20 protein-coding genes and 1 riboswitch are annotated in these 22,999 nt (G+C 68.9%); of the genes, 8 read left to right on the top strand and 12 right to left on the bottom strand.

Going from position 1 to position 22,999, the window contains the following annotated elements; translation table 11 throughout:
• Positions 1-10: 10 nt before the first annotated feature.
• Complete coding sequence (locus tag HR086_RS06950) at positions 11-220, top strand: hypothetical protein (RefSeq protein WP_141642329.1); 210 nt, start codon at positions 11-13, stop codon at positions 218-220.
• 220 nt (positions 221-440) lie between these two features.
• Here the strand turns inward: HR086_RS06950 and HR086_RS06955 are convergent, their stop codons facing one another.
• From HR086_RS06955 to HR086_RS06965, 3 genes are read right to left on the bottom strand one after another with little or no spacing between them, the layout of a single operon-like run.
• A complete protein-coding gene (locus HR086_RS06955; RefSeq protein WP_141642328.1) occupies positions 441-965 on the bottom strand; it encodes a gamma-glutamylcyclotransferase in 525 nt (174 codons plus the stop codon).
• 11 nt (positions 966-976) lie between these two features.
• On the bottom strand, positions 977-1,570 hold the full coding sequence (locus HR086_RS06960) for a GbsR/MarR family transcriptional regulator (RefSeq protein ID WP_141642327.1): 594 nt from the start codon (positions 1,568-1,570) through the stop codon (positions 977-979).
• Positions 1,567-2,565, bottom strand: a complete 999-nt coding sequence (locus HR086_RS06965; RefSeq protein WP_141642326.1) for a polyprenyl synthetase family protein — start codon at positions 2,563-2,565, stop codon at positions 1,567-1,569. The genes HR086_RS06960 and HR086_RS06965 overlap by 4 nt, the downstream gene beginning before the upstream one ends.
• 320 nt (positions 2,566-2,885) lie before the next feature.
• Here HR086_RS06965 and HR086_RS06970 point away from each other — a divergent pair, with 320 nt between their 5' ends.
• Entirely contained in the window at positions 2,886-4,280 is a 1,395-nt protein-coding gene (locus HR086_RS06970; RefSeq protein ID WP_371745619.1) for an MFS transporter, read from the top strand.
• Between the two features lie 26 nt (positions 4,281-4,306).
• On the opposite strand, the gene HR086_RS06975 is transcribed toward HR086_RS06970, so the two are convergent.
• The gene (locus HR086_RS06975) at positions 4,307-5,839 is read right to left on the bottom strand and encodes a methyl-accepting chemotaxis protein (protein ID WP_174455449.1); all 1,533 of its coding nucleotides are present in this window, start codon (positions 5,837-5,839) and stop codon (positions 4,307-4,309) included.
• Positions 5,840-6,036: 197 nt separating this feature from the next.
• On the opposite strand from HR086_RS06975, the gene HR086_RS06980 reads away from it, so the two are divergent.
• Complete coding sequence (locus HR086_RS06980) at positions 6,037-6,993, top strand: alpha/beta fold hydrolase (protein ID WP_174465177.1); 957 nt, start codon at positions 6,037-6,039, stop codon at positions 6,991-6,993.
• Between the two features lie 10 nt (positions 6,994-7,003).
• Here HR086_RS06980 and HR086_RS06985 read toward each other — a convergent pair whose 3' ends face one another.
• Together HR086_RS06985 and HR086_RS06990 are read right to left on the bottom strand one after the other, a co-directional pair.
• The gene (locus HR086_RS06985; protein WP_174465178.1) at positions 7,004-7,333 is read right to left on the bottom strand and encodes a hypothetical protein; all 330 of its coding nucleotides are present in this window, start codon (positions 7,331-7,333) and stop codon (positions 7,004-7,006) included.
• An 82-nt stretch (positions 7,334-7,415) separates the two neighbouring features.
• The gene (locus HR086_RS06990; protein WP_174465179.1) at positions 7,416-8,774 is read right to left on the bottom strand and encodes an amidohydrolase; all 1,359 of its coding nucleotides are present in this window, start codon (positions 8,772-8,774) and stop codon (positions 7,416-7,418) included.
• 197 nt (positions 8,775-8,971) lie between these two features.
• Between HR086_RS06990 and HR086_RS06995 the strand changes: the two genes are divergently transcribed.
• A complete protein-coding gene (locus HR086_RS06995) occupies positions 8,972-10,033 on the top strand; it encodes a hypothetical protein (RefSeq protein ID WP_174465180.1) in 1,062 nt (353 codons plus the stop codon).
• Between the two features lie 9 nt (positions 10,034-10,042).
• Here HR086_RS06995 and sugE read toward each other — a convergent pair whose 3' ends face one another.
• The 4 genes from sugE to HR086_RS07015 form a co-directional block, all read right to left on the bottom strand.
• A complete protein-coding gene (gene sugE / locus HR086_RS07000) occupies positions 10,043-10,369 on the bottom strand; it encodes a quaternary ammonium compound efflux SMR transporter SugE (protein ID WP_141642317.1) in 327 nt (108 codons plus the stop codon).
• Positions 10,370-10,387: 18 nt separating this feature from the next.
• A riboswitch (guanidine-III (ykkC-III) riboswitch) is annotated at positions 10,388-10,457 on the bottom strand.
• 69 nt (positions 10,458-10,526) lie between these two features.
• Positions 10,527-11,555 (bottom strand): ATP-grasp domain-containing protein, encoded by a 1,029-nt coding sequence (locus HR086_RS07005; protein ID WP_174455444.1) that lies wholly within the window; start codon positions 11,553-11,555, stop codon positions 10,527-10,529.
• A 2-nt stretch (positions 11,556-11,557) separates the two neighbouring features.
• Positions 11,558-12,628 (bottom strand): putative zinc-binding metallopeptidase, encoded by a 1,071-nt coding sequence (locus HR086_RS07010; protein ID WP_141642315.1) that lies wholly within the window; start codon positions 12,626-12,628, stop codon positions 11,558-11,560.
• Positions 12,629-12,720: 92 nt separating this feature from the next.
• A complete protein-coding gene (locus HR086_RS07015; protein ID WP_174462187.1) occupies positions 12,721-14,469 on the bottom strand; it encodes a SulP family inorganic anion transporter in 1,749 nt (582 codons plus the stop codon).
• 214 nt (positions 14,470-14,683) lie between these two features.
• Here HR086_RS07015 and HR086_RS07020 point away from each other — a divergent pair, with 214 nt between their 5' ends.
• The 3 genes from HR086_RS07020 to HR086_RS07030 all read left to right on the top strand — a co-directional run bounded on the left by HR086_RS07020 (position 14,684) and on the right by HR086_RS07030 (position 18,314).
• Positions 14,684-15,400, top strand: coding sequence for an outer membrane beta-barrel protein (locus tag HR086_RS07020; protein WP_174455442.1), 717 nt, complete (start codon positions 14,684-14,686; stop codon positions 15,398-15,400).
• Positions 15,401-15,548: 148 nt separating this feature from the next.
• On the top strand, positions 15,549-17,384 hold the full coding sequence (locus tag HR086_RS07025; RefSeq protein WP_174455441.1) for an aspartate:alanine exchanger family transporter: 1,836 nt from the start codon (positions 15,549-15,551) through the stop codon (positions 17,382-17,384).
• Positions 17,385-17,393: 9 nt separating this feature from the next.
• Complete coding sequence (locus HR086_RS07030) at positions 17,394-18,314, top strand: HAD family phosphatase (RefSeq protein ID WP_174465181.1); 921 nt, start codon at positions 17,394-17,396, stop codon at positions 18,312-18,314.
• Between the two features lie 60 nt (positions 18,315-18,374).
• On the opposite strand, the gene HR086_RS07035 is transcribed toward HR086_RS07030, so the two are convergent.
• Positions 18,375-19,199 (bottom strand): neuromedin U, encoded by an 825-nt coding sequence (locus tag HR086_RS07035; protein WP_373564266.1) that lies wholly within the window; start codon positions 19,197-19,199, stop codon positions 18,375-18,377.
• Between the two features lie 176 nt (positions 19,200-19,375).
• Positions 19,376-20,704: a DUF1254 domain-containing protein gene (locus HR086_RS07040; RefSeq protein ID WP_174465183.1), complete on the bottom strand. Its 1,329-nt coding sequence runs from the start codon at positions 20,702-20,704 to the stop codon at positions 19,376-19,378.
• A gap of 302 nt (positions 20,705-21,006) precedes the next feature.
• Here HR086_RS07040 and HR086_RS07045 point away from each other — a divergent pair, with 302 nt between their 5' ends.
• Positions 21,007-22,884 (top strand): SulP family inorganic anion transporter, encoded by a 1,878-nt coding sequence (locus HR086_RS07045; RefSeq protein ID WP_174462184.1) that lies wholly within the window; start codon positions 21,007-21,009, stop codon positions 22,882-22,884.
• Positions 22,885-22,999: the final 115 nt, after the last annotated feature.

Here is a 22,999-nt window from a genome sequence, read left to right on the forward strand (position 1 = left end):
GGAACGCACGATGGCCCGAAAGAAGATCGCCGAGGGATATGGCGGCACCAGCGAGCAACGCCAGCGACAGCTTCAGGGCGACAGCTTCTCCGAGCGTGCGCCACACACCCCGGCTGAATCCGAGGCCACCCGGAGCACCCCGGACAAGGATGGAACGATGGTCACCGTCCACCCGCTCGAGAACGAGGACGAGGACGACCTCTGGCGCGGAAAACCGTGACCGCGTGGCCTTCACCAGCCCCTGGTGATTGGCGAGCGTCTGGCGAGCTCAAGCGCGCATGAAGAGGAAGTACAGCAGCGCGCTCAGCACCACGGAAACGAGGATGCTGCCCAGACAGCCCAGTCGGTTCGAGAAGAAGAAGAACATGGACGCGGGAAGAACCTAGGCACCGCCGCCCGGAATGGCACGGTGCCCCGCTTCCCCTCGCGTCCGGCCGCCGTCAGGCCCCGCCGCGCTTCAGCCGCTCCACGTAGTCCGCCGGGAGCCCGGCCGCCTGCGCGCCCCGCACCAGGGCCTCCACGAAGCGAGGGCTCACCGGGCCGTCCTGCGCGGCACGCCTCGGGTTGGTGACGAAGGCCGTGGCCTCCACCTCCTGCCCGTCCACGAGCACCTTCACCGCGCGCTCGACGCACATGCCCGTCACGAAGCCTTCCTTGTGCTGGACGATGGGCCAGTCCTGGCCGCGAATCTCGAACAGGCGCCCGAACACCTGGCCTCCCGTCGCATCCGCCAGCCCCGCCACCCGGCCGCCCCACCAGCGCGACGGGAAGTCGTAGACCAGGTCCACGTCCACCGCCTCCGCCAGCCGCCCTTCCGGCAGCTCGAAGAACCCGTACGAGTGCTGCTGCTTCCACTCGTCGAACGCGGCCCGGTCCAGGATGGTCGAATACGCGAAGTACAGCCGCTTCGCGTTCGGGTCCGCGCCCTCGCGAGCCTTCATCACCTGGTCGTAATGCGAATCCATGTGTGTCCCCTCTACCGCTCGTTCCGGCGCGACGCGCCGTCCCGGAACACCGCCAACACCCCGGACACGTCCAGCCGCGACGTCTTGATGAACAACCGCAGCGCCCGCTCCACGTGCTCGGCCAGCGTGGCCATCTTCTCCAGCCGCTCCAGCCGCTCGCTCGGAACTTCGCCCGCCATCTCCGCCAGTCGCCGTGCCTCGGAGAGGTCCGCGCGGATGCGCGCCACGAAGCCCGCCTCGCGCTCCTCGATGACGTGCCGGACCATCCGCACCAGGTCCGTCTCCGCGCCGTAGCGCCAGACGGTGTCCTGCGGCAGCCGCACCCGCTGGATGACACCCCAGCGCTCCAAGTCTCGGAGCAGCATGGAGACGCCACCCTTGGACAAGTCGAGCTCGCGCTCGATTTCGCCCGCCGTCAGCGGCTCGCCCCGCAGGTACAAGAGCGCCCACACCCGGCCCTGGTTGCGCTTGAAACCCCAGAACTCGATGACATTGCCCACCGCGTCCACCGCGATGGCTTCCCACGGCGCCAGCCGGCCCTCGATGACCGGTGCGTCTGGGCTGCCCGGGCTCCCGTGTCCCCCCGTCCACAGGTAGCCCTTCATGCGGCCCGCCCCTGGACTTGCTCGGCGATTCCCGCCGACAGCTTGCGCGCCCAACCCACCAGCTCCGCGCCCGCGGGCTCGTGGGCGAAGTGGCCCAGCTTGTCCAGCGCCGCTTCAATCTCCACGTTCATCCGCGCCATGGACGCCTCCACCGCGCCGGTGGCCTCGATCGCCGAGCCAATCTCCTTCGTCCGGTCGGGAGTGATCGTGGAGAAGGCCCACGCGTCCTTCAGCTTCCGACGCAGGCTTTCGTCCTTGGCCACCGCCAGCAGGATGGGCATCGACGGCGTGCGCGAGTGCACGTCCGCGTACCGCGGCTTGCCCACGTCCGTGCCCAGGATGTCGCGGATGTCGTCGGCGATCTGGAACGCCACGCCCAGGTGACGGCCGAACCCGTCGAAGCGGTCCACCGCCTCCGGCAGGTTGGCCAGTGTCGCCGCCGCGTGCCCGCACCAGCCGAACAGCGAGCCCGTCTTGCCCTCGGCGATGAAGCGCAGCCGGTTGAGCGGCAGGTCCAGGTCGCCGCGAGCCTCCACCTCCGCGATGGCCGCGCGGGTCATCTCGGAGACGACCGACAGCGCGGACAAGGTCAGCCGGGAGTCGAGCTGCGCCAGGTGGTGCAGGCCGGTGGACAGGATGAGGTCTCCGCTCATCACCGCCACGATGTTGCCCCAGCGCGCGTTCACCGTCGGGCGGCCCCGGCGGAACATGCCCGCGTCCACCACGTCGTCATGCAGCAGGCTGGCCGAATGGATGAGCTCCGCGGCGACCGCCACGTCCACCAGCCGCTCCGGCGCGACACCCACCGCGCCGCCAAACAGCCGCACCAGCATGGGACGCGCGCGCTTGCCACCCGTGCCCACGCACAGGTGCCGGGCCGCTTCCATCAGCGTGTCGCCCTTCACGTCGGGACCGGCGTTGCCATCCACCAGCATGCCGTTGAGCCGCTGCTCCACCGCCGCCAGAAAGTCCGTGAGCTCCCGAGCCAGTTCCATGTGCGCCGTTCTCCTCGGACGTTCATATAGTTCAAGACCGCTTGAACTGCACCTGATTCCAGCGTCCCCTCCGGCCAGGGGGGCAGGCGGCTGAAGTCGCTCGGGGTCCGAGCGGGCGACCCAAGGGGAGACGGGGTCGGATTGAGGCGCCTGGCCGAGCCGTGCGACAGACGGAGGGCCCCCGCTCCCTCGTTGCAAGGACCGCGTTGAGCCCCCCCGCTGCCTTTCGTCGCTACGTCCTGAGCAGCTTCGCCTCGCTCGCCTCCGCCGTTCCCCTCTTCCGGCCGGGCTCGTCACTGCCCGGGTCGGCCGCGCCACTCATGGGCGCGCCCCCGGCGGACAGTCCGGACGGCCTCTCGCACACCCCCGCTCGAAGGCTGCGCGCGACGTTGGGCGCCTCCGTGGTGGAGGGCATGTTCACGGAGGTCTTCACCGCGTGCGCGGGTGCCACCGTGCTGACGGCGTGGGCCATCGCCTTGAAGCTGGGGCCCCTGCTGGTGGGCGTGATGACCGCCCTGCCCTTTCTTGCCCAGTTCGTGCAGTTCCCGGCGGCGTGGCTGACGTCCGCGTTCGGTCACCGGCGCGTGGCCCTGACGGCGGTGTGCCTGTCGCGGCTGGTGATGTTCCCGCTGGCGATTCTCCCCTGGCTGGAGCTGGAGCTCGCGGCGCGGCAGCACGTGCTGCTCGTGGTGGCCGGGGCGTCCGCGCTGCTGGGCGTGGTGGGCAACAACGCGTGGGTGGCGTGGATGGGGGAGCTGGTGCCTCGCGCGGTGCGGGGACGCTTCTTCGGACGGCGCACGGCGCTCACCACCCTGGCGGGCACCCTGGCCTCGCTCTGCGCGGGCCTGTTGATGGACCGCCTGCGGCCCAGCGAGGGCCTGGGCGTGGCGCTGCCCCTGCTGGCGCTCGGCGCCTGCGTCATGGGCGTGGTGACGACGCTGCTCATGGCCAGCCAGCATGACCCCGCGCCGCCGGGCACCACGCCCCGGCTGGAGCTCAAGGGCGCGCTGGTGCCGCTGAAGGACCCGCTGGCGCGACGCGTGCTGACCTACCAGGTCGCCTGGAACGCGGCGGTGGGCGTGTCCGCGCCGTTCTTCGCGCTGCACAGCCTCCAGAACCTCAAGATGACCTTCGTCATCATGGCGCTGCACGCCGCGGCCGTCGCGGGGGTGCGCATCCTCACCGCGCCGCTGTGGGGGAAGATGATCGACAAGGTCGGCGCGCAGCCCGTGCTGATGGCGTGCTCGCTGGGCATCGGCGTCATCCCCGCGCTGTGGTTGCTGCCCTCGGCGGGGACGCTGTGGCCCCTGCTCTTCGACGTGCTGCTCGCGGGCGCGCTGTGGAGCGGCCACGGTCTGGCCATCTTCGCGCTGCCGCTCAGCGTCGCGCCGCGCAAGGGTCGGCCCTTCTATCTCGCCGCCTTCGCCACGGCCGGAGGACTGGCCTACTCCGTCGCCGCCGCGCTGGGAGGCGCCATTGCCTCCGCCCTGCCCGAGACGTTCATCCTCGGCGGCAAGCCCTGGGTGAACCTGCACGTCCTCTTCGTCGTGTCCTCGGTGGCCCGGCTCGCCGCGGGCCTGCTCGCCGCGCGCCTCCCGGAGCCCGGCGCCCACCCCGTGACGTCGATGGGCGCGCTCGTGTCCCGGCTGTTGCCTCGAACGCGCGCCTCCCGCGTGCTGGCCCCGCCGAGCACCGGGAGTCACCGCCCGGGCTGAGCCTCATGCCTCGCACCCGTCGCTGCTCAGACGCGATAGGCCCGCACCACCTCGGCCACACGCTCGGAGAGCAGCTTCAGGGACACCGCGGATTCATTGGTGGCGGAGATGCGCGTCACGGTATCCCCCATCAGCGAGTTCAGCTCGTTGACGGCGGTGAAGATCTGCTCGATGCCCGTGGCCTGCTGGCTCACCGTCTGCGCAATCTGCCGCGCGGCGGCGGTGCTGTCCTGGACGATGGTGCTGAGCTGTCGCAGCGTGTCTCCGGATGCGCGCGCCTGCGTCAGCCCCGCCTCCATCCGCTGGGTTCCCTCGGCGGTGATCTGCACCGTGCCGGCGATGGCCTCGCCGATGTCGGAGAGGATCTTCCGCACCTGGTTCGTCGCGCGGATGGACTGGTCCGCCAGGGCGCGAATCTCCCGCGCCACCACCGCGAAGCCCTTGCCGTGCTCGCCCGAGCGCGCCGCCTCGATGGCCGCGTTCACCGCCAGCAGGTGCGACTGGTCCGCCAGGTCCTTCACCGTCTCGGTGATTCCGCCAATCTGCTGCGTGCGCTCGCTCAGCGACATGATGCGCAGGGTGATCTGCTCCACCTGGGAGCGCAGGTCCACCATGCCTTCGATGCTCGCGGAGACGGCGTCCTCGCCGGACTTTCCCAGCGCCTCCGCGCGCTCGGCGACCTCGATGACGGACTGCGCGGAGCTGGAGGCCAGCAACGCCGTCTGGCGGATCTCCTGCGCCGTCACCTGCGTCTCCTGGAGCGCGGCGGCCTGACGGGTGACCATCTGGTTCTGCTCGGTCGCGGACTCGTTCAGCCCCATCACCGAGTCGCTGAGCAGCTCCGTCGACGAGTGGAGCTGATGCAAGAGATCCTTCAGCTTGCCCACCAGCAACCCCACCGCGCGCGCCAGGTCGCCGACCTCGTCCTGGGTCGAGACATGCACCGGCTCTCGCAAATCGCCGTGCTCGGCGATGCGCCGCACGGCCCCGGTGAGCGCGATGAGCGGCGCGACGATGCGGCGGCTGATCACCCACGCCAACCCCATCAGCACCACCAGCGCGGCCAGCAGCACGATTCGCAGGTTGCCCACGATGCCGTTGATGTGGCCCCGGGCCTCCGTGCGATTGAAGCCCACGTGCACGGTGCCCAGACCGCCGGGCACCGGCGCCGCCATGTCCAGCAGCTCCACGTCCTCGGCTCGCAGCGGCGTGCCCTCCTTCGTCGCGGCCAGCTCGGAGACGTGGTCGCGCAACATCTGCGCGTGGCGCCCCGACACGCCCACCAGCGCGCCCTTCGCGTCCACCAGCGCCACGTACGCCAGCGCGCCCTCCTGAGCCACCGCGTCCAGCGTGGGCTGCACCTCGCCCTGCTCGCGATTGCGCAGCAGGTCCGCCATCGCCGCGGCAAGCGCCGTCGGCACCGCCGCGCTCATCGAATGGCCTTGCTCCTCGAAGGCCTCGCGAAGGCGCGGAATCGTGTACCCCACCGAAAGCAGGGCGAAGAACAGCGCCACGACGAGCGGCGCGAGGATGATTTTTTGAGAGAGAGTGAATCGCATCCGAGCACGAGGGAATGCAGGGCGAACGCGGCGCGGCCATTGTGGACGCGTGACTGGCAATGGCGCAACCCCACCCGCCGTTTCATGAAGACACACATTGAAGCAAGGGTCCGTCGGCACCCCAATCCGTGCTCGCCGGTGCCTGACTCGCCGTCTATCTTTCGCGGCGGCTCGCCGCTCCAGGAGAAAATTGCACCATGAAGCTTCGTCGCAAGGTCCTCATCACCGTGCTCGTGCTCCTCGCGGGGGTTCTCGCGGCCAGTCTTCGTCTGGACGTTTCTCCCCAGGAGCTGGAGGCGCGCTACGCGACAGCGCCTTCCCGCTTCGTGGAGGTGGATGGGTTGCGCATCCACTACCGGGACCAGGGCCAGGGACCCACGCTGCTGCTGCTCCATGGCTCCAATGCCTCTCTTTTCACCTGGGAGGGCTGGGTGCGTGAGCTGTCCGAAAACTACCGCGTCATCACCCTGGACCTTCCAGGGCACGGACTCACCGGGCCGGACGCGCGGGGGCGATACACCGCGGACGCCATGGTGGAGGTGGTAGAGGCATTTCGCGCGCGCCTGGGGTTGGAGCAGTTCGTCCTGGGAGGCAACTCCATGGGTGGCTCCATCTCCTGGCGCTATGCCCTGCTCCATCCGCGGCGGGTGACGCGGCTGGTGCTGGTGGACGCGGCGGGTTTTCCGCGCGACACGCCCGCGCCGCTCGTCTTCCGGCTCATGCGCGCGCCCGTCGTGGGAGAGGTGCTGTCACTCTTCTCCCCGCGCTGGGTCATCGACCGGAACCTGCGGGCCGTCTACGGAGAACCCTCGCGCGTAACGGAGGCTTTGGTGGAGCAGTACCACGCGCTCCTGCTGCGAGAAGGCAACCGGACCGCCACTCGCGAACGGATGCGGGCCGGCGGAGACGACGCGCGCTGGAAGCAGTTGGGGGAGCTGCGCATGCCCACGCTCATCCTCTGGGGCGCGAAGGACGCGTGGATTCCGCTGGAGCACGGCCAGCGCTTCGCCCGGGCCATTCCTGGCGCGCGGCTCATCGTCTATCCGGAATTGGGGCACGTCCCCATGGAGGAAGACGCCGCTCGCACCGCGAGGGAGCTGCGCGGCTTCATCGAGGCGTCCGCGCCCGCGCCGACCGGGCACGGTACGCTCTGAGCGAAGGCCCTCAACCCGGGGAGCGCGTCGTCGGAGGCCGCGAGGCGCCCTTCGCGGAGGCGCTTCGCTCGCGGGTAATATCCAGCAGCGTCACCAGCCGGCGCCGTGCGTCCACGACGTAGTGGACCGTCAGCTCCTCCACCTGGAACGTGGCCGGCTCCGGCGTGGGTGTCGCCAGGGCCGCCACGCCCTCCAACCGGGCTTGGATGTCGCGGTAGCGTTCCTGGGAGAGCCGAGCGACCTGGCTCCAGGCCGCCGCGGCGATTTCCACGGTGTAGGGTCGATGGGTGTTCCGCTGAGACTTCATGGCGGTGGTGGCATAGAGCAGGCCGCGTGCCACCCCACCTTTGAGGAAAACCGGACGGTTGGCGCCAGGACTTCTTGCGTCCCTGTAGAAACATCAGTCAGCGCCCCCGTGATTTTCAGTGCAGGCCCCGGGGCTCGGCTCCCTTCTTCGGCTCTTCATCCAGGCAGGCAAGGGCCGCCAGCAGCATGGACTCACAGCCGAAGCGCAGGCTGTCGACCGAGGGGTCGAAGCGCGACGAGTGGTTCGGCGGCAGGTTCCGGAGCTTCTCCCAGAGCGTCTTGCCCGAGGCCCGTTTCCACGCCTCGTGGGACGTGCCCCCGAAGTACCAGTAGACGAGCGGCACCGTGGCGCCGTGGCTCTCGCCGGACACGCGCCCGTCGAAGTAGGGAAAGTCCTCGCTGCCACTCTGCATGCCGGTGTCGATGATGCGGTCCTCTCCGAACCAGGCCGCGTGCGCGGAGCGAACCCGGGTGAAGTAGGAGTCGTCATTCACCATCACCCGCGTGTGGTGCATCACCTCGATTTCCGGCGGCTTGGGGGAGCGCCCCGCTTCGCACTCCGCCTTCGCCATGCGGGAGATGGCCTCGAGCAACTGCCCCTGGAGGTCATCGGTCGGCGTGCGCACCGTCAGCTCCAGCACCGCCTCGTCCGGAATCACGTTGGAGCGGGAGCCCGCGTGCAGGCTCCCCACGGAGATCACCGCGCCGCCGCGGGTGATGTCCACCTCGCGGGAGACGATGGTCTGCAGCCTCGTCACCAGGTAGGCGGCGATGACGACGGGGTCCACCGTCAGGTGTGGCTGTGAACCGTGGCCGCCCTTGCCGAAGATGCGCACCCGCACGTTGGCGGAGGCCATCATGCTGGCGCCCGGATGGTGCCCCACGATTCCCACCTGGAGCGGGCCCACGTGCTGGGCGAGCGCGACGTCGGGCTTGCCGAAGCGCTCATAGAGTCCGTCGCGCAGCATCGCCCGCGCGCCCTCGAGCGTCTCCTCCGCGGGCTGGGCGACCATCATCAGCGTGCCGCGCCAATGATGCTGTGAGTGGGCGAGCAGCTCCGCCACCCCCATCAGACAGGTGATGTGGACGTCATGTCCGCACGCGTGCATCACCGGCACCGTGCCGCCGTGCGAGTCCTTCACGCGCACGCGGCTCGCATCCGGGCGGCCCGTCTTCTCCTCCACCGGCAGCGCGTCCATGTCCGCGCGCAGCAGCACGGTGGGCCCCGGGCCGTTGCGCAGCACGCCCACGACGCCGTGACGGCCCACCTCCTCCGTCACTTCATAGCCGCTGTGCCGCAGCCACTTCGCCACCTTCGCCGCCGTCTGCTGCTCCTGCATGGACAGCTCTGGGTGCGCGTGCAGATCCCGATAGAACGCCTCCAACCGTGGAGCGAGCTGCTCGTGCGCGAGCGTCAGGTCGGGACGCCAAGCGTGCGTGGGCTCGGTCCGTTGCAAGGTCTCAGTCACTTCCATTCCACATCCTCCCCGATAGCGGCGGGAAGATGCCCCTCGCCTGGCGGACGGAGAGCGACAGGCACACGAAGCGTTGCCTTCAATGTCCGTGGACCAACGGGCTTGCCGTCAGGCGTCGGTTCGCTGTCCTCGCCGCGACGCAGACCGGGCGCGCGGGGCAATGGTCTTGGGTGGCTGTGTTCCCCACGTTGCCGTAGATGAAGACCGCCATCTTGAGTCTGGGAGTGTTGTTGAGCCTCGGCGCGAGTCCCGCGCTGGGAAAGTCCAAGAAGGACGAGGCCTGCACCGAGCCATGCGGCGCGCGCTCTCGCCAACTCAAGGACCACACGTTCCTCTTCCCCATGCTTCAGGGAAGTGCGTTCGTCACCACCAACGTGGGCATCCGGGAAGGTCTCGCGCGCTATGACGTCCCGGATGTCCCGGTGAACGACCTCGAGCCGCGGGACGTCCTGCTCACCGGTATCCAGCAGACGCTGGACCTGAGCCTGGGCATCACGGACTGGCTCGGCTTCACGGGCTTTGGCAGGGCGACCATCATCACCGGCTCCAACGCGGATGGGCTGCTGGCCTCGGGCGCCTCGGTCGACCTCGTCGGACAGCTTGGGGGCGTCGTGCGGATTCTGCGCAGCGACACGAGTGGAACGCAGCTCTCGTTCCGAGCGAACTACGGCTACAACCGGGGTCGGGAGATCACCCTGCTCCCGCTCATCAGCGCCATCGTGGATTCGCCCGGGGTAACGGTGGGGGGCATCATCGATGGAGACCTGGGTCAGCTGCTCTTCGTGCCCCGGAAGGAATCCAGCACCAAGGGCGGCCTCTACGTGGCGCAGTCTTTCGGACGGGTGTTCTCGCTCCAGGCCTCCGGGGCGGCGGAGTATGCGTGGCAGACGCGCCGCCCGTTCGACAGTGTCGCGGGAGGGCGGTTCGAGCAGAACACCCACGCGCTTCGCGTCTCCCTCTCGCTGGCCGCGACGCTGGACATCTACCCGGTGACGGCGGTGCCGCTGGCGGTGATGGGCGAGTACGTCTTCCGCACGGGGTTCCAGGAGCGGGTGGGCCAGGATGACCGGACCCTGAAGGACAGCACGGCGGCGCTAGGCATCTACTACTCCGGCCGAGCCAACCTCCAACTCGGCCTGGGCGCGGTGAGGACCTTCAACGCCGAACCGCACCCGGGCCTGGGTGCGAGAGGCCGCACCCTCGAATCCGGCGAGCCCTCCTTGTCCTACGGAGAACTCATCCTTCGCTACGTCTGGTGAGCACGGACCTCAGTGCCCCGCGCCGCTGGTGGCCTTCAGTCCGATGATGGCGACCAGGAGCATGGAGAGGAAGAGGATGCGCAGCGGGGAGATGGGCTCGTGGAAGAGGACCACGCCCAGCACCGCCGCACCGAGCGCTCCGATGCCCACCCACACCGCGTAGGCCGTGCCGATGGGCAAGGTCTTCGCCGCCGTGGACAGCAGGAACATGCTGGCGACGATGGCCACGCCCGTGAGGACGCTGGGGACAAGACGGGTGAAGCCCTCGGTGTACTTGAGGCCCACGGCCCAGCACACCTCGAGCAGCCCCGCGATGAGGAGAATGATCCACGCCATGACGTACGACTCCTGAGATGAGCGTCGTCTTGTCGTGACCGGGTACGGCGCACCTCGTCCGGGCCCGCCGTCCCCTCCCTGGGAACAACGGACGGCGAGGTCTATAGCGCCTCGCCCCTCCGGCTTCAACGTCCTCTGGCCCCCGGAGATTCCCCCCTCACACCCGCGGCACGGACTGCGCCTCCGTCACGGGCACGGCCTTCATGCGCGGGGACACCTGCCGCTGCATCGCGGTGTCGGCGATATGACGGATGAGCGCGGGATACGACAGCCCCCGCTCCCGCGCGCCGAGCGCCACCTCGCACTGCGCCTCCAGGTAGGGATTCGGATTCACCTCCAGGAGATAGGGGTCCTTCGTCCCACTGGAGAGCCTGAAGTCGATGCGAGCGTAGTCGCGCAGCTTGAGCGCCCGGAACGCGGTGATGGCGGCGCGGGAGACGCGCCCCAGCAGCTCATCCGACAAATCCGTGGGCAGCACCAGCCTCGGGCTGCCCGCGGTCTCCGGGCCGAACTTCACCTCGCGGTTGGCGATCTTCATCCGCTTGCGGCCCCACTTCGCGCCGAAGTCCAGCTCCACCACCGGCAGCACTTCCGGCCGCGAGGGGTCGCCCAGCACGCCCACGTACAGCTCGCGCCCTTCGATGAACTCCTCCGCGAGCGCCTCGTCACCGAACTCTTCTCGAATCTTCCGCACGCGCCGCGCCAGCCCCTCCAGGTCCTTCTCCACGCCCAGCCCCAGCGACGCATCCGAGCGGGCCGGCTTCACCACCACCGGGAAGCGCAAATCGCCGCTCGTCTGCAGGGACGCCCCATCGAAGGTGGCGAACCGGGGCGTGAGCACCCCGTGGTACTGGAGGAGCTGCTTGGTGAGGATCTTGTCCTGCGCCAGCAGCAGCCCCGCCGTCCCAGAGCCCGTGAAGGGCACCCGCGCCAGCTCCAACATCGCGGCGACGTTGACCTCCAGCCGGTAGTCGTCGGCGAACGTCTCGCAGATGTTGAAGACCAGGTCGGCGCGACTGCGGCCCACCATGCGGACCAGGTCGGACACGCTCTCGTCCACGCCAATGGCCACGGTCTCGTGTCCGCCCTCCTCGAGCGCCGAGCGGACCTGCCCCATGACAGCGTCCGCCGGCTCGCCCTTCGGCTGATAGTGGAGGACCGCGATGCGCCAGGGGCCCGGGGCCATGTTCACTCCTCGAAGAAGCGGTCGGTGTAGAGGTGATTCATCGCCAGGGCCGTCACGAGCGAGGCGATGCGCAGCGCCGCCTCCCTGCTGTCATCCGGGTGCAGCGTGAGCCCCAGCGACGCGGTCCTGTCCCCCAGGTGGTCCAGCAGCGCCCGCACCACGCTGGGACTGACCCCCGTGTAGTGGCTCACGCTCGACAAGAGCCGCTGCCGCTCGGCGCGAACCAACGTCTCCGCGCGCACCGGCGCCACGCCGGGCCCCTCGAAGATATCCTCCAGGAACTGGTCGAACGCGTCGCGCAGCTCCAGGTCCACCTTCTGGTCCAGCTCCCGCTGCCGATAGTGGTCGAGGACCGTGCCCTCCATCTCCTCCGTCGTCAGGTCCGGCTGGGCCAACTGGACTCGCGGTGGCGTACGGCCCAGCCGCCCCACCGTGTCCTCCACGTACTGGAGCTTTCGCAGCGCGCCCCAGCCCTGGTAGCGCTTGCGCCAGTCGCTGTCCGGCGTGAGCCACACCGCGAAGGTCTCCGCGAAGTCCTCGTCCGGGTGCTTCTGCGCGTACCAGCCCGCGATGTGGTGGACGTAGCGCCGCGAGAAGGGCCGCGCCTTGTAGTCGTCGCGGTACGGTCGCGAGTAGTCGCCGAACTGCTTGCGCCACTCCTCCGTCTCGTAGAGCTGGTGGGCGTAGTTGAAGGCGTGCCCGGCCTCGTGGCGCAGGTACATGAGGATCTCCCCTTCCGTCTCCACGCCGCCGCCCAGCTCCGCCTCGATGGAGTGCAGGTCCGGGTCCGCCAGGTAGAACGGCACGCCGATGACGGGCACGCCGGAAGGACAGCCCCACTCGTCGGACAGGTAGCACTGGGGCTTGAAGGAGATGCCTCGCGACTCCAGCTCCGCGTAGAGCTGGTCGATGTGCCGCTCCAGCGGCGTCCCCGCCAGTCGCAGCGACAGGTCCTTGATGCGGGCCTGCAGCAACTGCTCACGTCGAGGAGGCAGTCCGCCGCGTCCGTCTCCCTGCTGCGCCGGGTGCTTCTCACGCAGGGGGAAGGCGGGATGGGAGGGAGGAGTCCACATGCCCTCTTCTAGATAAGAAGCCCCGGGCCAGGCGGGCAGCCCTTCAGCGCGCGCCTGGCGGGCAGCCAACCAAGGCCCCGCTGAGCCGCGCGTCAGTGGGAGGCGGGGGGCGAAGGTGGCTCGGACTCGGGGCTCGTGCCTGGTCCGCGTTTCTGGAAGCGGGCCACGGCGGCCTCGACGGTGAGATAGACGTTCTCCTCGCCCAGCCGCTCCATCATCCCCGTGCGACGCAGCATCCCGCGCAGCGGCGCGTTCGCATCCGCGATGACCAGGACGATGCCCTGGGCCTCCAACTCGCGGCGCAGCTTCTCCAGGCCGTCGGCGGCGGTGACGTCCAGGTCGAACACCGCGCTCGCGTCCAACACGACTTCCTTCACGGGGGGCTTCGCCCGAGCGACCAGCGCGCGAAGCTGCTCCCGGAGGTGGCGGGCATTGGCGAAGAACATGGGCGCGTCGAAGCGATAGACGAGGAGGCCCGGAATCGTGTGCGTGCCCGTGTGTCGGCTGACGTCGTGCCAGCCGGGCACGCCTTCACGCTCGCCCAGGACAGCGTCGTGCGGGTGCGCCGCGCGACGGATGAGGTCGCCCAGGGCCAGCGCCACGGCGATGAGGATGCCCTGGAGGATGCCCAGCACCAACACGCCGAGCGTCGTCACCACCGCGAGCACCGCTTCCACGCGCCGCACCCGCCACAGAGCGACGACGGCGGCCACATCCATCAGGTACACCGCCGCGACGATGACGATGCCCCCGAGCGTCACCAGCGGGAGGTTCTTGAGCAGCGGCGTGAGGAAGAGCGCGAACACGGTGACCAGCACGGCGGCGACGACCCCCACCAGCTGTGACTTGCCGCCCATGGCGTCATTGACCGCGGTGCGCGAGTCGCTCCCTGTCACCGGGAACCCCTGCGTGAAGGCATTGGCCAGGTTCGCGGCCGCCTGCCCGAGGAACTCCTGGTTGCCGTCCAGGTGGTACCGGTGCTTGTCCGCGTAGAGGCGGCCGGTGAGCACGGAGCCGGCGTAGTTGACCAGCGCGAGGCTCAGCGCGGCCGGGAGCAGGACCCGGACATCGGAGAAGCCCACCGAGGGCAGGCCCAGGGACGGCGGTGCGGCGGCGACGGGCCCGACGACCTTCACCCCTCCGTGATGGAGCTGGAACACCTCCGCGGCCACGGTGGTGAGCACCACGAGGATAAGAGGCCCGGGCAGCTTCGGCAGGAAGCGCCGCAGGAGCACGAGGACGACGATGATTCCCAGCCCGAGCAGCAGCGTGGGCAGATGCGTCTTTCCCAGGTTCTGCCCCACCTCCAGCACCTGCCCCGGAAAGTCGTTGGCCTTGCGCTCCAGGCCGAACATCCGCGCCAGCTGGCTGCCGATGATGATGAGCGCCGCGCCGTTGGTGTAGCCGATGAGGATGGGTTTGGAGAGGAAGTCCGCGAGCGCGCCCGTCTTGAACAGCCCGGCCGCCAGGCTGATGAGGCCCACCATCAACGCCAGGAGCGCGGCGAGCGAGGCGTAGCGGGCGGGGTCCGTGCCCGCGACACCCGCCAGCGCGCTCGCGGCGATGATGGCGGCACCCGCCTCCGGTCCGAGCAGCATGTGTCGGGAGGGCCCGAACAGCGCATAGGCCAGCATGGCGATGGCGCCCGCGTACAACCCGGCGACAGGCCTGACGCCGACGATCTGCGCGTAGGCCAGCCCTTGTGGCACCAGCATGGCGCCAATGGTCAGCGCGGAGAGCAGGTCCGGACGCAGCCAGGACTTCTGATAGCCCCGCACCCAGCGCAGTCCCGGAACGAACCGCCGCGCGCTTCGCCATCCGTCTGTCGCCGTGAGCTTCATCGTCTCGTCTCGCTCCGGTGGGAACCCGCGCTCTGACGGTGCGTCGCCCGTGAATCGTCCGCATGGGCTTCCGGGGAGGGGCAGGCGCCCGGCGGGGCTTCTGCTCGAAGGACGACGGACAAGCCCCACGTGAGGGAGCGACGAGCCCGAAGCGCTCCGGGCCCGCGCGTGGCCACGTCCCCAGCTTCATCCGACTCAGTCAGGAGGACGTCTCATGTCTCGGTTCTTCGTCATGTCCCTGATGCTGACCACGCTGCTCACCGCTCCGCCCGCCCTGGGAGGTGCGTTGAGACAGGCGGCCGAATCCAAGGAGGACTTCATCGAACAGGAGCCACCCGTGGCTGGCAGCTTCACGTTCAACCTGGGCGTGGGCGTCGTCTTCCCACTCTTTGAAACCCACAGCCGGTTCAAGGAGGGCTGGGGATTCCTGCTCGGCGCGGGCTACCACCTCACCGAGCGCGTCAGCCTCCACGCGGAATACCAGTACAGCGACTACGACGTGAAAGAGGGCCTGCTGGCGGACACCAGCCTCTCCGGCGACCACATCATGCAGTACGGAGATCTCAACCTGCTCATCGGCGTCGCGCCGAAAGGACGGTTCGGTCTCTACATCACCGGTGGCCCGGGCCTGTACTACCGCAAGGTGGAGCTCACCCAGTTCGCGGGCGCGGCGCTCGTCCCGGTCTGCGACCCGTGGTTGCTCTACTGCACCAGCGACGTCGTCCCGGTGGACACCGTCATCGGCTCGCGCAGCACGACGGACTTCGGGTTGAACGGCGGTGTGGGCGTCTCCTATCGCGTCTACGGCCCGATGCGCGTCTATCTGGAAGCGCGCTACCACTACATCTTCGGCCCTGAGTACGACACGCCGACGGGCTCGCGACGGGCGAACGGCCAGTACCTGCCCATCAACCTGGGCGTCCGCTTCTGAGGCCCGCGCCATGACGCCCCGGAGGCCCCGGCGTCCCCGGCGGCCTCCCGGGGCGGGCGCACGATTCCACGCCCGCCTCCCCCCGCGGGGCTCCTCCTGAGAGGAGGGCCACGCACTACCCTGGATTGATATCTGGAGGGACGCTCGCATGAGAAGCCAAGCGCGCCATGCCGCCATTCTCGCAGGAGCCGCCGTCGTCGGGCTGGCTGTCATCGCCTTCGCACAGGGACAGCCGCCGCCTGCCATGCAGCCGCATCCCCACGGCGTCTTCGGCGCCATCCTGGACTACCTGCGCCGTCAGCCCTTCATCCTGCTGTTCCTCGTCGTGGCCGCGGGTTACGCGCTCGGTGAGGTGAAGGTGAAGGGCGTGGGCATGGGCTCCACGGCCGCGACCTTGCTGCTCGCCCTCATCGTCAGCTTCTGGGCCTTCCAGGCCTACAACATCGAGTACACCCTGCCGGAGTTCACCAGCACGGTGTTCTTCAATCTCTTCATCTTCGCCATCGGCATGAAGGTGGGGCCCCAGTTCCTCGGCGGTATCCACCGGGAGGGCAAGCACCTCATCATCCTGGCGCTGCTGGTACCGCTGCTGTCGTCGGCGCTCGTCTATGCGTCGCGCTTCTTCACGCACCTGGCGCCGGGGTTGCTGGCGGGTATCCTCTCGGGTGCGAACACGGCCACCCCGGGTTTCGGCGCGGCGCAGGCGGCGCTGGCCAGTGGCTCCGCGGCCCTGTCCGGGGAAGCCGCGCGCCAGGCACCGGGCAACCTCACCACGTCCTACGCGTTCCTCTACTGCATCAGCATGGTTGTCTTCACCGTGTTGATGTCGGTGATGCCGAAGATGTTCGGCAAGGACGCGGTGGCGGACGGCAAGGCGATGGAGAAGGAGCTGGCGGGCGAGGACTCCGCGCCGCTGCCGGGCACCGCGGACTCGTTCATCCGGGGCTACATGCCGTTGGACCTGCGGGTCTTCCGGGTGGAGAACCCGGCGCTGGAGGGGCGCACGGTGGCGGACCTGGACCATGCGCATCCGCGGGTCGCCATCGAGCGCATCTACCACAAGGGGCGCGTCTACAACCCGCCGCCGGACCTGGTGCTCAGTCGCGGTGACGAGGTGGCGATGCTCGGCCCCGTCTCGCTGCTCCTGGCGGGCGGGCCGCGCATCGGGCCGGAGGTGGACGACTCGAAGCTGCGGAACGTGAAGTTCGACACGGTGGAGTTCATCGTCCACAACAAGGACGTCATCGGAAAGACGCTGGGAGAGCTGGCGCTGCGGATGGGCCAAGGCATCTACCTCAACGCGCTCTTCCGGGCGGGTGACCAGCTTCCGGTGAGCCAGGACCAGGCGGTCAACAAGGGTGACGTGCTGCGCATCACCGGCAGCCCCAAGCGGGTGGCGGAGCTGGGCAAGGTGCTGGGGCCGCCGGTGAAGCCCAGCCTGTCCACGGACATCATCACGCTGGGCCTGGGGCTCGCCGCGGGTGCGCTGCTGGGCGCCATCACGGTCCCCATGTTCGGCATCCAGTTCAGCCTGGGCTCCGCGGTGGGGCTGCTCGTTGTCAGCATCGGGTTGAGCATCTTGCGAACGCACAACCCGGCGCTCGGCGGTCCGTTCCCGGAGTCCGCGCGTCAGCTGCTCGAGGATGTCGGGCTGAACGTCTTCATCGCCATCCTGGGGTTGAACTCGGGAGCGGGCGTGGCGCACGCCATCGCGGGCGGTCTGCTGGTGCCCACGCTCGTCATCGGCTCCATCGCGGCCTTCGTTCCTCCCATCATCGGGTGGATGGTGGGCCAGTACATCTTCAAGATGAACAGCGCCGTGTTGATGGGCGCCATCGCCGGAGCGCGCTGCAACAGCGCCGGCATGAGGGCCGCACAGGAGGCGTCGAAGAGCATCGTCCCGGCGATCGGCTATCCGGTGACGTTCGCCATCTCGAACCTGCTGCTCACCCTCATCTGTTACATGTTCGCCCTGATGGGCTGAGAGAAAGCCATGAGCGCTCCCCTTCCCTCCTGGAATGACGGCGCGGCGCGCAGGGCGCTGCTGGACTTCGTCGATGCGGTGACCACGGACGGGGCGTCCAGCTTCGTTCGGCCGGAGGACCGGGTCGCGGTCTTCGACAACGACGGCACGCTCTGGTCGGAGCAGCCCATGTACGTGCAGGCCCACTTCGTCGTGGACCGGGTCCGGGAGCTGGTGCCCGCACATCCGGAGTGGCGCAAGCAGCAACCCTTCCAGGCGCTCATCGAGGGGGACGAAGAGGCGCTGCGCAAGCTCACGGAGCATGACGCCGCGGCGCTCGTCGCGGCCACCCATGCGGGGATGACCACGGGGGAGTTCTCCCGGACGGCGAAGGCGTGGCTGGCGACCGCGAAGCATCCGCGCTTCCAGCGGCCCTTCACCCACTGCATCTACCAGCCGATGCTGGAGCTGTTGGAGCTCCTGCGGACGCATGGGTTCGACCTGCACATCGTCTCGGGTGGAGGCATCGACTTCCTGCGGGCTTTCAGCGAGGAGACGTACGGCATCCCCTCGTCGCATGTGATTGGGAGCAGCGGGAAGACACACTTCGACCTGCGGGACGGCCAGCCCGTACTGGTGAAGCTGCCTGGCCTCACCAGCCTCGACGATGGCGAGGGCAAGCCCATCAACATCCACCTGCACATCGGGAAGCGGCCGGTGCTGGCGTTCGGCAACTCGGACGGGGACCTCCAGATGTTGCAGTACACGGGCTCGGGAGATGGACCTCGGCTGCGGTTGCTGCTCCACCACGACGACGCGGAGCGGGAGTACGCGTATGACCGCGAGGCGAAGACGGGGCGCCTGGACCGGGCACTGGATGTCGCGGGGAAGGACGGGTGGACGGTGGTGAGCATGCGCTCGGACTGGAACCAGGTGTTTCCCCAGGGCTGACGGAGCATGTGGGTCAAGGCTCGCCCGTCCGGGAGCATGCCAGCACGCGTCCACTCGACGTCAGTGCTTCTTGTTCAGCGGGAAGAGAAACGAGAGCTGGACGCGCAGCTGCCACTCGGCCGCGCCCGGCAGGTCGGGCCGAATGGCGTTGTAGTACGCCGACACGGAGCCATTCAGGGCCTGCTTGCCCACGGTGACGACCTTGCCCGCCCCCAGGCCGAAGGGAATGGTCCACTGCTCGCCCGAGGGCGCCTCCCAGTTCGCAGTGAGGATGGGCGCGGACGTCACATACCAACCCTTCGGAAGGTTGTAGCTGATGAAGTACTGGAGCAGCAGTTGGTTGACCGTCTCCCGCTCGTCGGCACCGAACACGGAGAACACGTTGTTCGCCAGCACTCCAATGGACCAGGGAGAGGGCTGAACCAGCGCCACCACGGACGGCCCGACACTCCACTTCCCCGTGCCCAGCGCATCCGCCGTCCCCGTGGGCAGCAGGAATGCCGGGCCGATCCCCCAGATGAAGAGGCCTGGCTCCTTCGGCGCCACGAAGAACGTGGCCGACGTGTCACCCAGACCGAACGTCCCCCCACTCCCCTCCGCCAGGTCCGGTTGATAGAGAATGGGCACGATGAGGCGCGCGATGACGTTGAAGTCGTGCGTCAGCGGCAACGGCACCACCGGCTGGATGTTGAGGGTGTTGCGCACCCGGTCTCCAGGGTCCACCTCCAGGTCCAGGTTGTTCTGGAGGGGCACGCTGATGAGCGAGGCCACCGGGTTCTGCACCGCCTTGGCCAGCTCCTGCTGATCCGCATCTCCTCCTGGCGGCGAGGGAGGCTGCTGCTCCTCCGCGGACGAAAGCAGTGGGGCCGACAGCAGCAGCAGCACGGCCAACGCCCCGCCTCGACCCGCCCTCGGTGCTCGCATGTGCCCCCGCCCCGTGCCAGGAATGGCACCGAAGGGGATGTTCATCGGTGGGCGGCCCGGCAATGGAAGCCTCCCCGCGGGGCATGCGCACCGCTTTGGACCGTGCGTTGGCAACCCTCGCCGGGAAGGCGACGCGCTCAGTCGCTCAGCGCATCGATCGCGGGCGGGACATACGCACCTCGCATCGCCGACTCGGTGGGGCCGTAGATGCGCAGGAGGACATAGAAGCGCCCATCGGGGATGGGCAGCCAGTTGGCCACGCGGTGGGGCTCTGGCGCTTCGTGCTGGAGGAAGAAGGAAATCGAGCCATCGCTCGACTTCTTCAAGTCACGAGACCTGTCCCCCATCGAGTACCGCTGGATGGGATTCTCCACCAGCATGCGCGTCTCGCTGTCGTAGGCCGTGAGCGACCAGAAGAACCGCGCGGGAGGCAGCGCGTCCGCGGTGAAGCGAAGCACGTACCGGCTCCGGCTTCCGTCCAGCAGGCGGTCCTCGCCATCCAGGTGGGTGATGGGATAGACGGCCTCCTCGGCCGAGTTCGCGTAGATGTAGTTCCAGGCGACGCGCGCCCGCAGCAGGTAGTCGTCGCCGAACGCGCCCACCTTCGGGTCGGGCAGCTCCCAGCCGCGATGAAGCACGGGGCGCTGCTGGATGGCGCGGCGTGCCTCCTTCACCCCCTCCAGCATCGCGTCACGCACGGCTGGCGAGACCGCCTGTGCATTCATGCGCGCCCCGGGCCGCACCCCGAGTCGCGCGAAGCGCGCCAGCAAGGACTGCTCCGCATCCGTGAACCGGTGCCACTGCATCATGAAGTTGACGTACTCGAACGCCTTCAGCGACGCGTCCGCCTTGTCGTCGAAGTACGGAGGCCACGCCACGGCGGGCAGCTTCGGCGCCGCCTGCTTCGTGAGTTCATGGAGCGGCGTCAGCCGGAATCGCTGCTGGAGCGCGGCCGCCGTGGACAGGTCCTCGGGTCCACTGACGCCGATGCGCAGCAGCGCCGCCACGAACATCGAGGCGGACCGGATGACGAGCGCGTCGCGCAGCGAGTCGGGCAACATGCCGTCCCAGTCCGGTCCCGCGATGACGAAGCGCCGAGGGTCCGTCCCCGTGGCCCGCGTCCCGATGTACGGCAGATTATTCGTCGTGATGTCGACCAACTGGACGCAGAAGTAGCGTCCGCTCAGCTCGGGCGTGTCCAGCACCACGGGCTCGCCACGCAGGTCGAGGTTCGCTTCCGAGTAGAGTGTGTCGTTGTTCGCGGAGACGACGTCGCGGTCCTTTGGCGTGAACAGCCGAGCGAAGTGCAGGAAGCGATTGGCCGGCCGGACCTGCGGTGAGTCCGGCAGGAAGCCCAGGGCGAACAGGCGGTAGTGCTCCACCAGGGGCAGGCCGAAGACATAAGCATCGCGCGCGAGGTCCTGGATTTCCTGGGGCGTCAGTCCCGATGTTGATGACTCCAACATGATGGCACCTCTCCTGGCGTGACGAGGACAGCGCCCTCGCCCGCGCGGCTGGCTCACGTCCGGCAACCTGGGACGGAGCTGATTCGCACGCAACAGTCCAAGAGGACCGGTGGCAAGGCGCCCGCTGCGGACGACTGGTCCAGCCCCACCCGCCCCGAATCGAAAGGCTTGCTCGTCCCCTCGCCCGGCCTCGAAGGACAGGACTGTCGGCCTCATCGAATCCTTCGATTTCCCCCGCCTCGATTGTCAGACCCCCCGACGCTCAGCAACGTGTGCGGGACACGACAGCCGGAGCGCCACGCATGCCGGAGAGCCATCATCCCCACAGCGCCGCAGCCCACTCCGTCGCACGCTTCCTGCCATTCCTATCCTGGCTTCCCAAGTGGCGGCCGAGCTCGCTCAAGCGGGACGTCGCGGCGGCGCTGACCATCACCGCGCTCCAGATTCCAGAGGCCATGGCCTACGCGGAGCTCGCGGGAGTGCCACCGCAGGCGGCCTTCTACGCGGGCCCGGTGGCCCTGGTGCTCTATGCCCTGCTGGGCACGTCACGCCAGCTCGTGGTCGCCATCTCCGCCACCGTCGCCGTGCTCTCCGCGTCCACGGTGGCCGCGCTCGCGCCTTCCGGTACGCCCCGCTTCATCGCGCTCACCGCCGCGCTGGCCATGCTCGCGGGCCTCATCTCCATCCTCGCCGGCGTGCTGAAGCTCGGGCGAATCGCGCAGTTCTTCTCGGAGTCGGTCCTCACCGGCTTCGTCTTCGGTCTCGCCCTGGTCATCGCCATCAAACAGGTGCCCAAGCTGCTCGGCCTCGAAGCCGGGAGCGGCAACTTCTTCGAGCGGCTGTGGAACCTGGTGACCCACCTGGGCCAGACACACCCGCTCACGCTCGTCGTCGGCGTGGCGAGCCTCGCGGTATTGGTCCTCCTGGGCAAGCTGCTGCCGCGCCTGCCCGCGTCCCTCGTCGTGCTGGTGCTGGGCACCGTGGTCGTCGGGGTGCTCGGCCTTCAAGGGCGGGGCGTGAAGGTGGTGGGCGACATTCCCTCCGGCCTGTCGGGCCCCTCCATTCCAGACGTGGGCCTGGGAGACCTCTTGAAGCTGATGCCCGGTGCGTTCGGCATCGCGCTGGTGGCGTTCGCGGAGGCCATTGGACCCGCCCGGGTGCTCGCGTCGAAGCACCGTTATGAAGTGGACCCGAACCAGGAGCTCATCGGCCTGGGCGCGGCGAACCTGGGCGCCGGCCTCTTCCGCGGTCTGTCCGTGGGATGCAGCCTGTCCAAGTCCGCCGCCAATGACGCGGCGGGGGCGCGCACGCAGATGTCCAGCCTGCTCGCGGCCGCCATCCTCGCGCTGGTGGCGCTCTTCTTCACGCCGCTGTTCCGCACGCTGCCGGAGGCCACCCTGGCCGCCATCGTCGTGCTGGCCACCGTGGGGATGATGGACGTCAAGGAGATGCGCCGCCTCTTCAAGCTGCGCCGCACGGACTTCTTCCTCGCGGCGGGCGCGCTCCTCAGCGTACTCGTGCTCGAGGTGCTGCCAGGCCTGCTGGTCTCCGTGGGCCTCTCCGTGGCGCTCCTCGTCTGGCGCGCCAGCCAGCCCCGCGTCAGCGAGCTGGGACGCGCGCCGGGCACGCTGGACTTCGCGGACGTGCGGCGTGACCCCGCCCCGCTCACCGTGCCCGGGCTGCTGATGATTCGCCCCAACGAGGGCATCTTCTTCGCCAACGCCACGTCCCTCCGGGACGCCATCATCGGCCGGGTGGACAGCGCGACCTCGCCCGTTCACGCCGTGCTGCTGGACCTGGAAGTCACCGCGGACCTCGACGTGCCCGGCGCGGACATGCTCGCCGCGCTGAAGGAATCACTCGAGCACCGCGAAATCACGCTGATGCTCTCCCGCGTACTCGGGCCCACCCAGCGCATGCTGGACCGGACCGGCGTGACGGAGCACATCGGCGCGAAGAACATCCACCCGCAGACCTTGAACGGCGTCGTGGAGTACCTGTCACATCGGACCCACCACGCGAAGGCCGAATGGTCGCTCGTGCGAGACGGCCTCCATCGCTTGAATGCCCTGGTGGAAGAGGCCATCCCCGCAGCCGAGGAAGACGGCGACCGGCGACGGCTGGAAGCGCTGCGCCAGAAGCTGGCTCGGATTGACGACGGCTCATCGTCACGCGAGTAGTCGCCCGCCCTCCTCACGGCCGCCCCCTGGGACGCATTCCCAGACGCAACGGTGATATTCTGGACAGGTCGTACTAGCCAGAACTCATCGGACGGCCCGGCCTGTCCACCGAGGG

The organism is Myxococcus sp. CA039A (genome assembly GCF_013336645.1).
Taxonomy (GTDB): Bacteria; Myxococcota; Myxococcia; order Myxococcales; family Myxococcaceae; genus Myxococcus; species Myxococcus llanfairpwllgwyngyllgogerychwyrndrobwllllantysiliogogogochensis.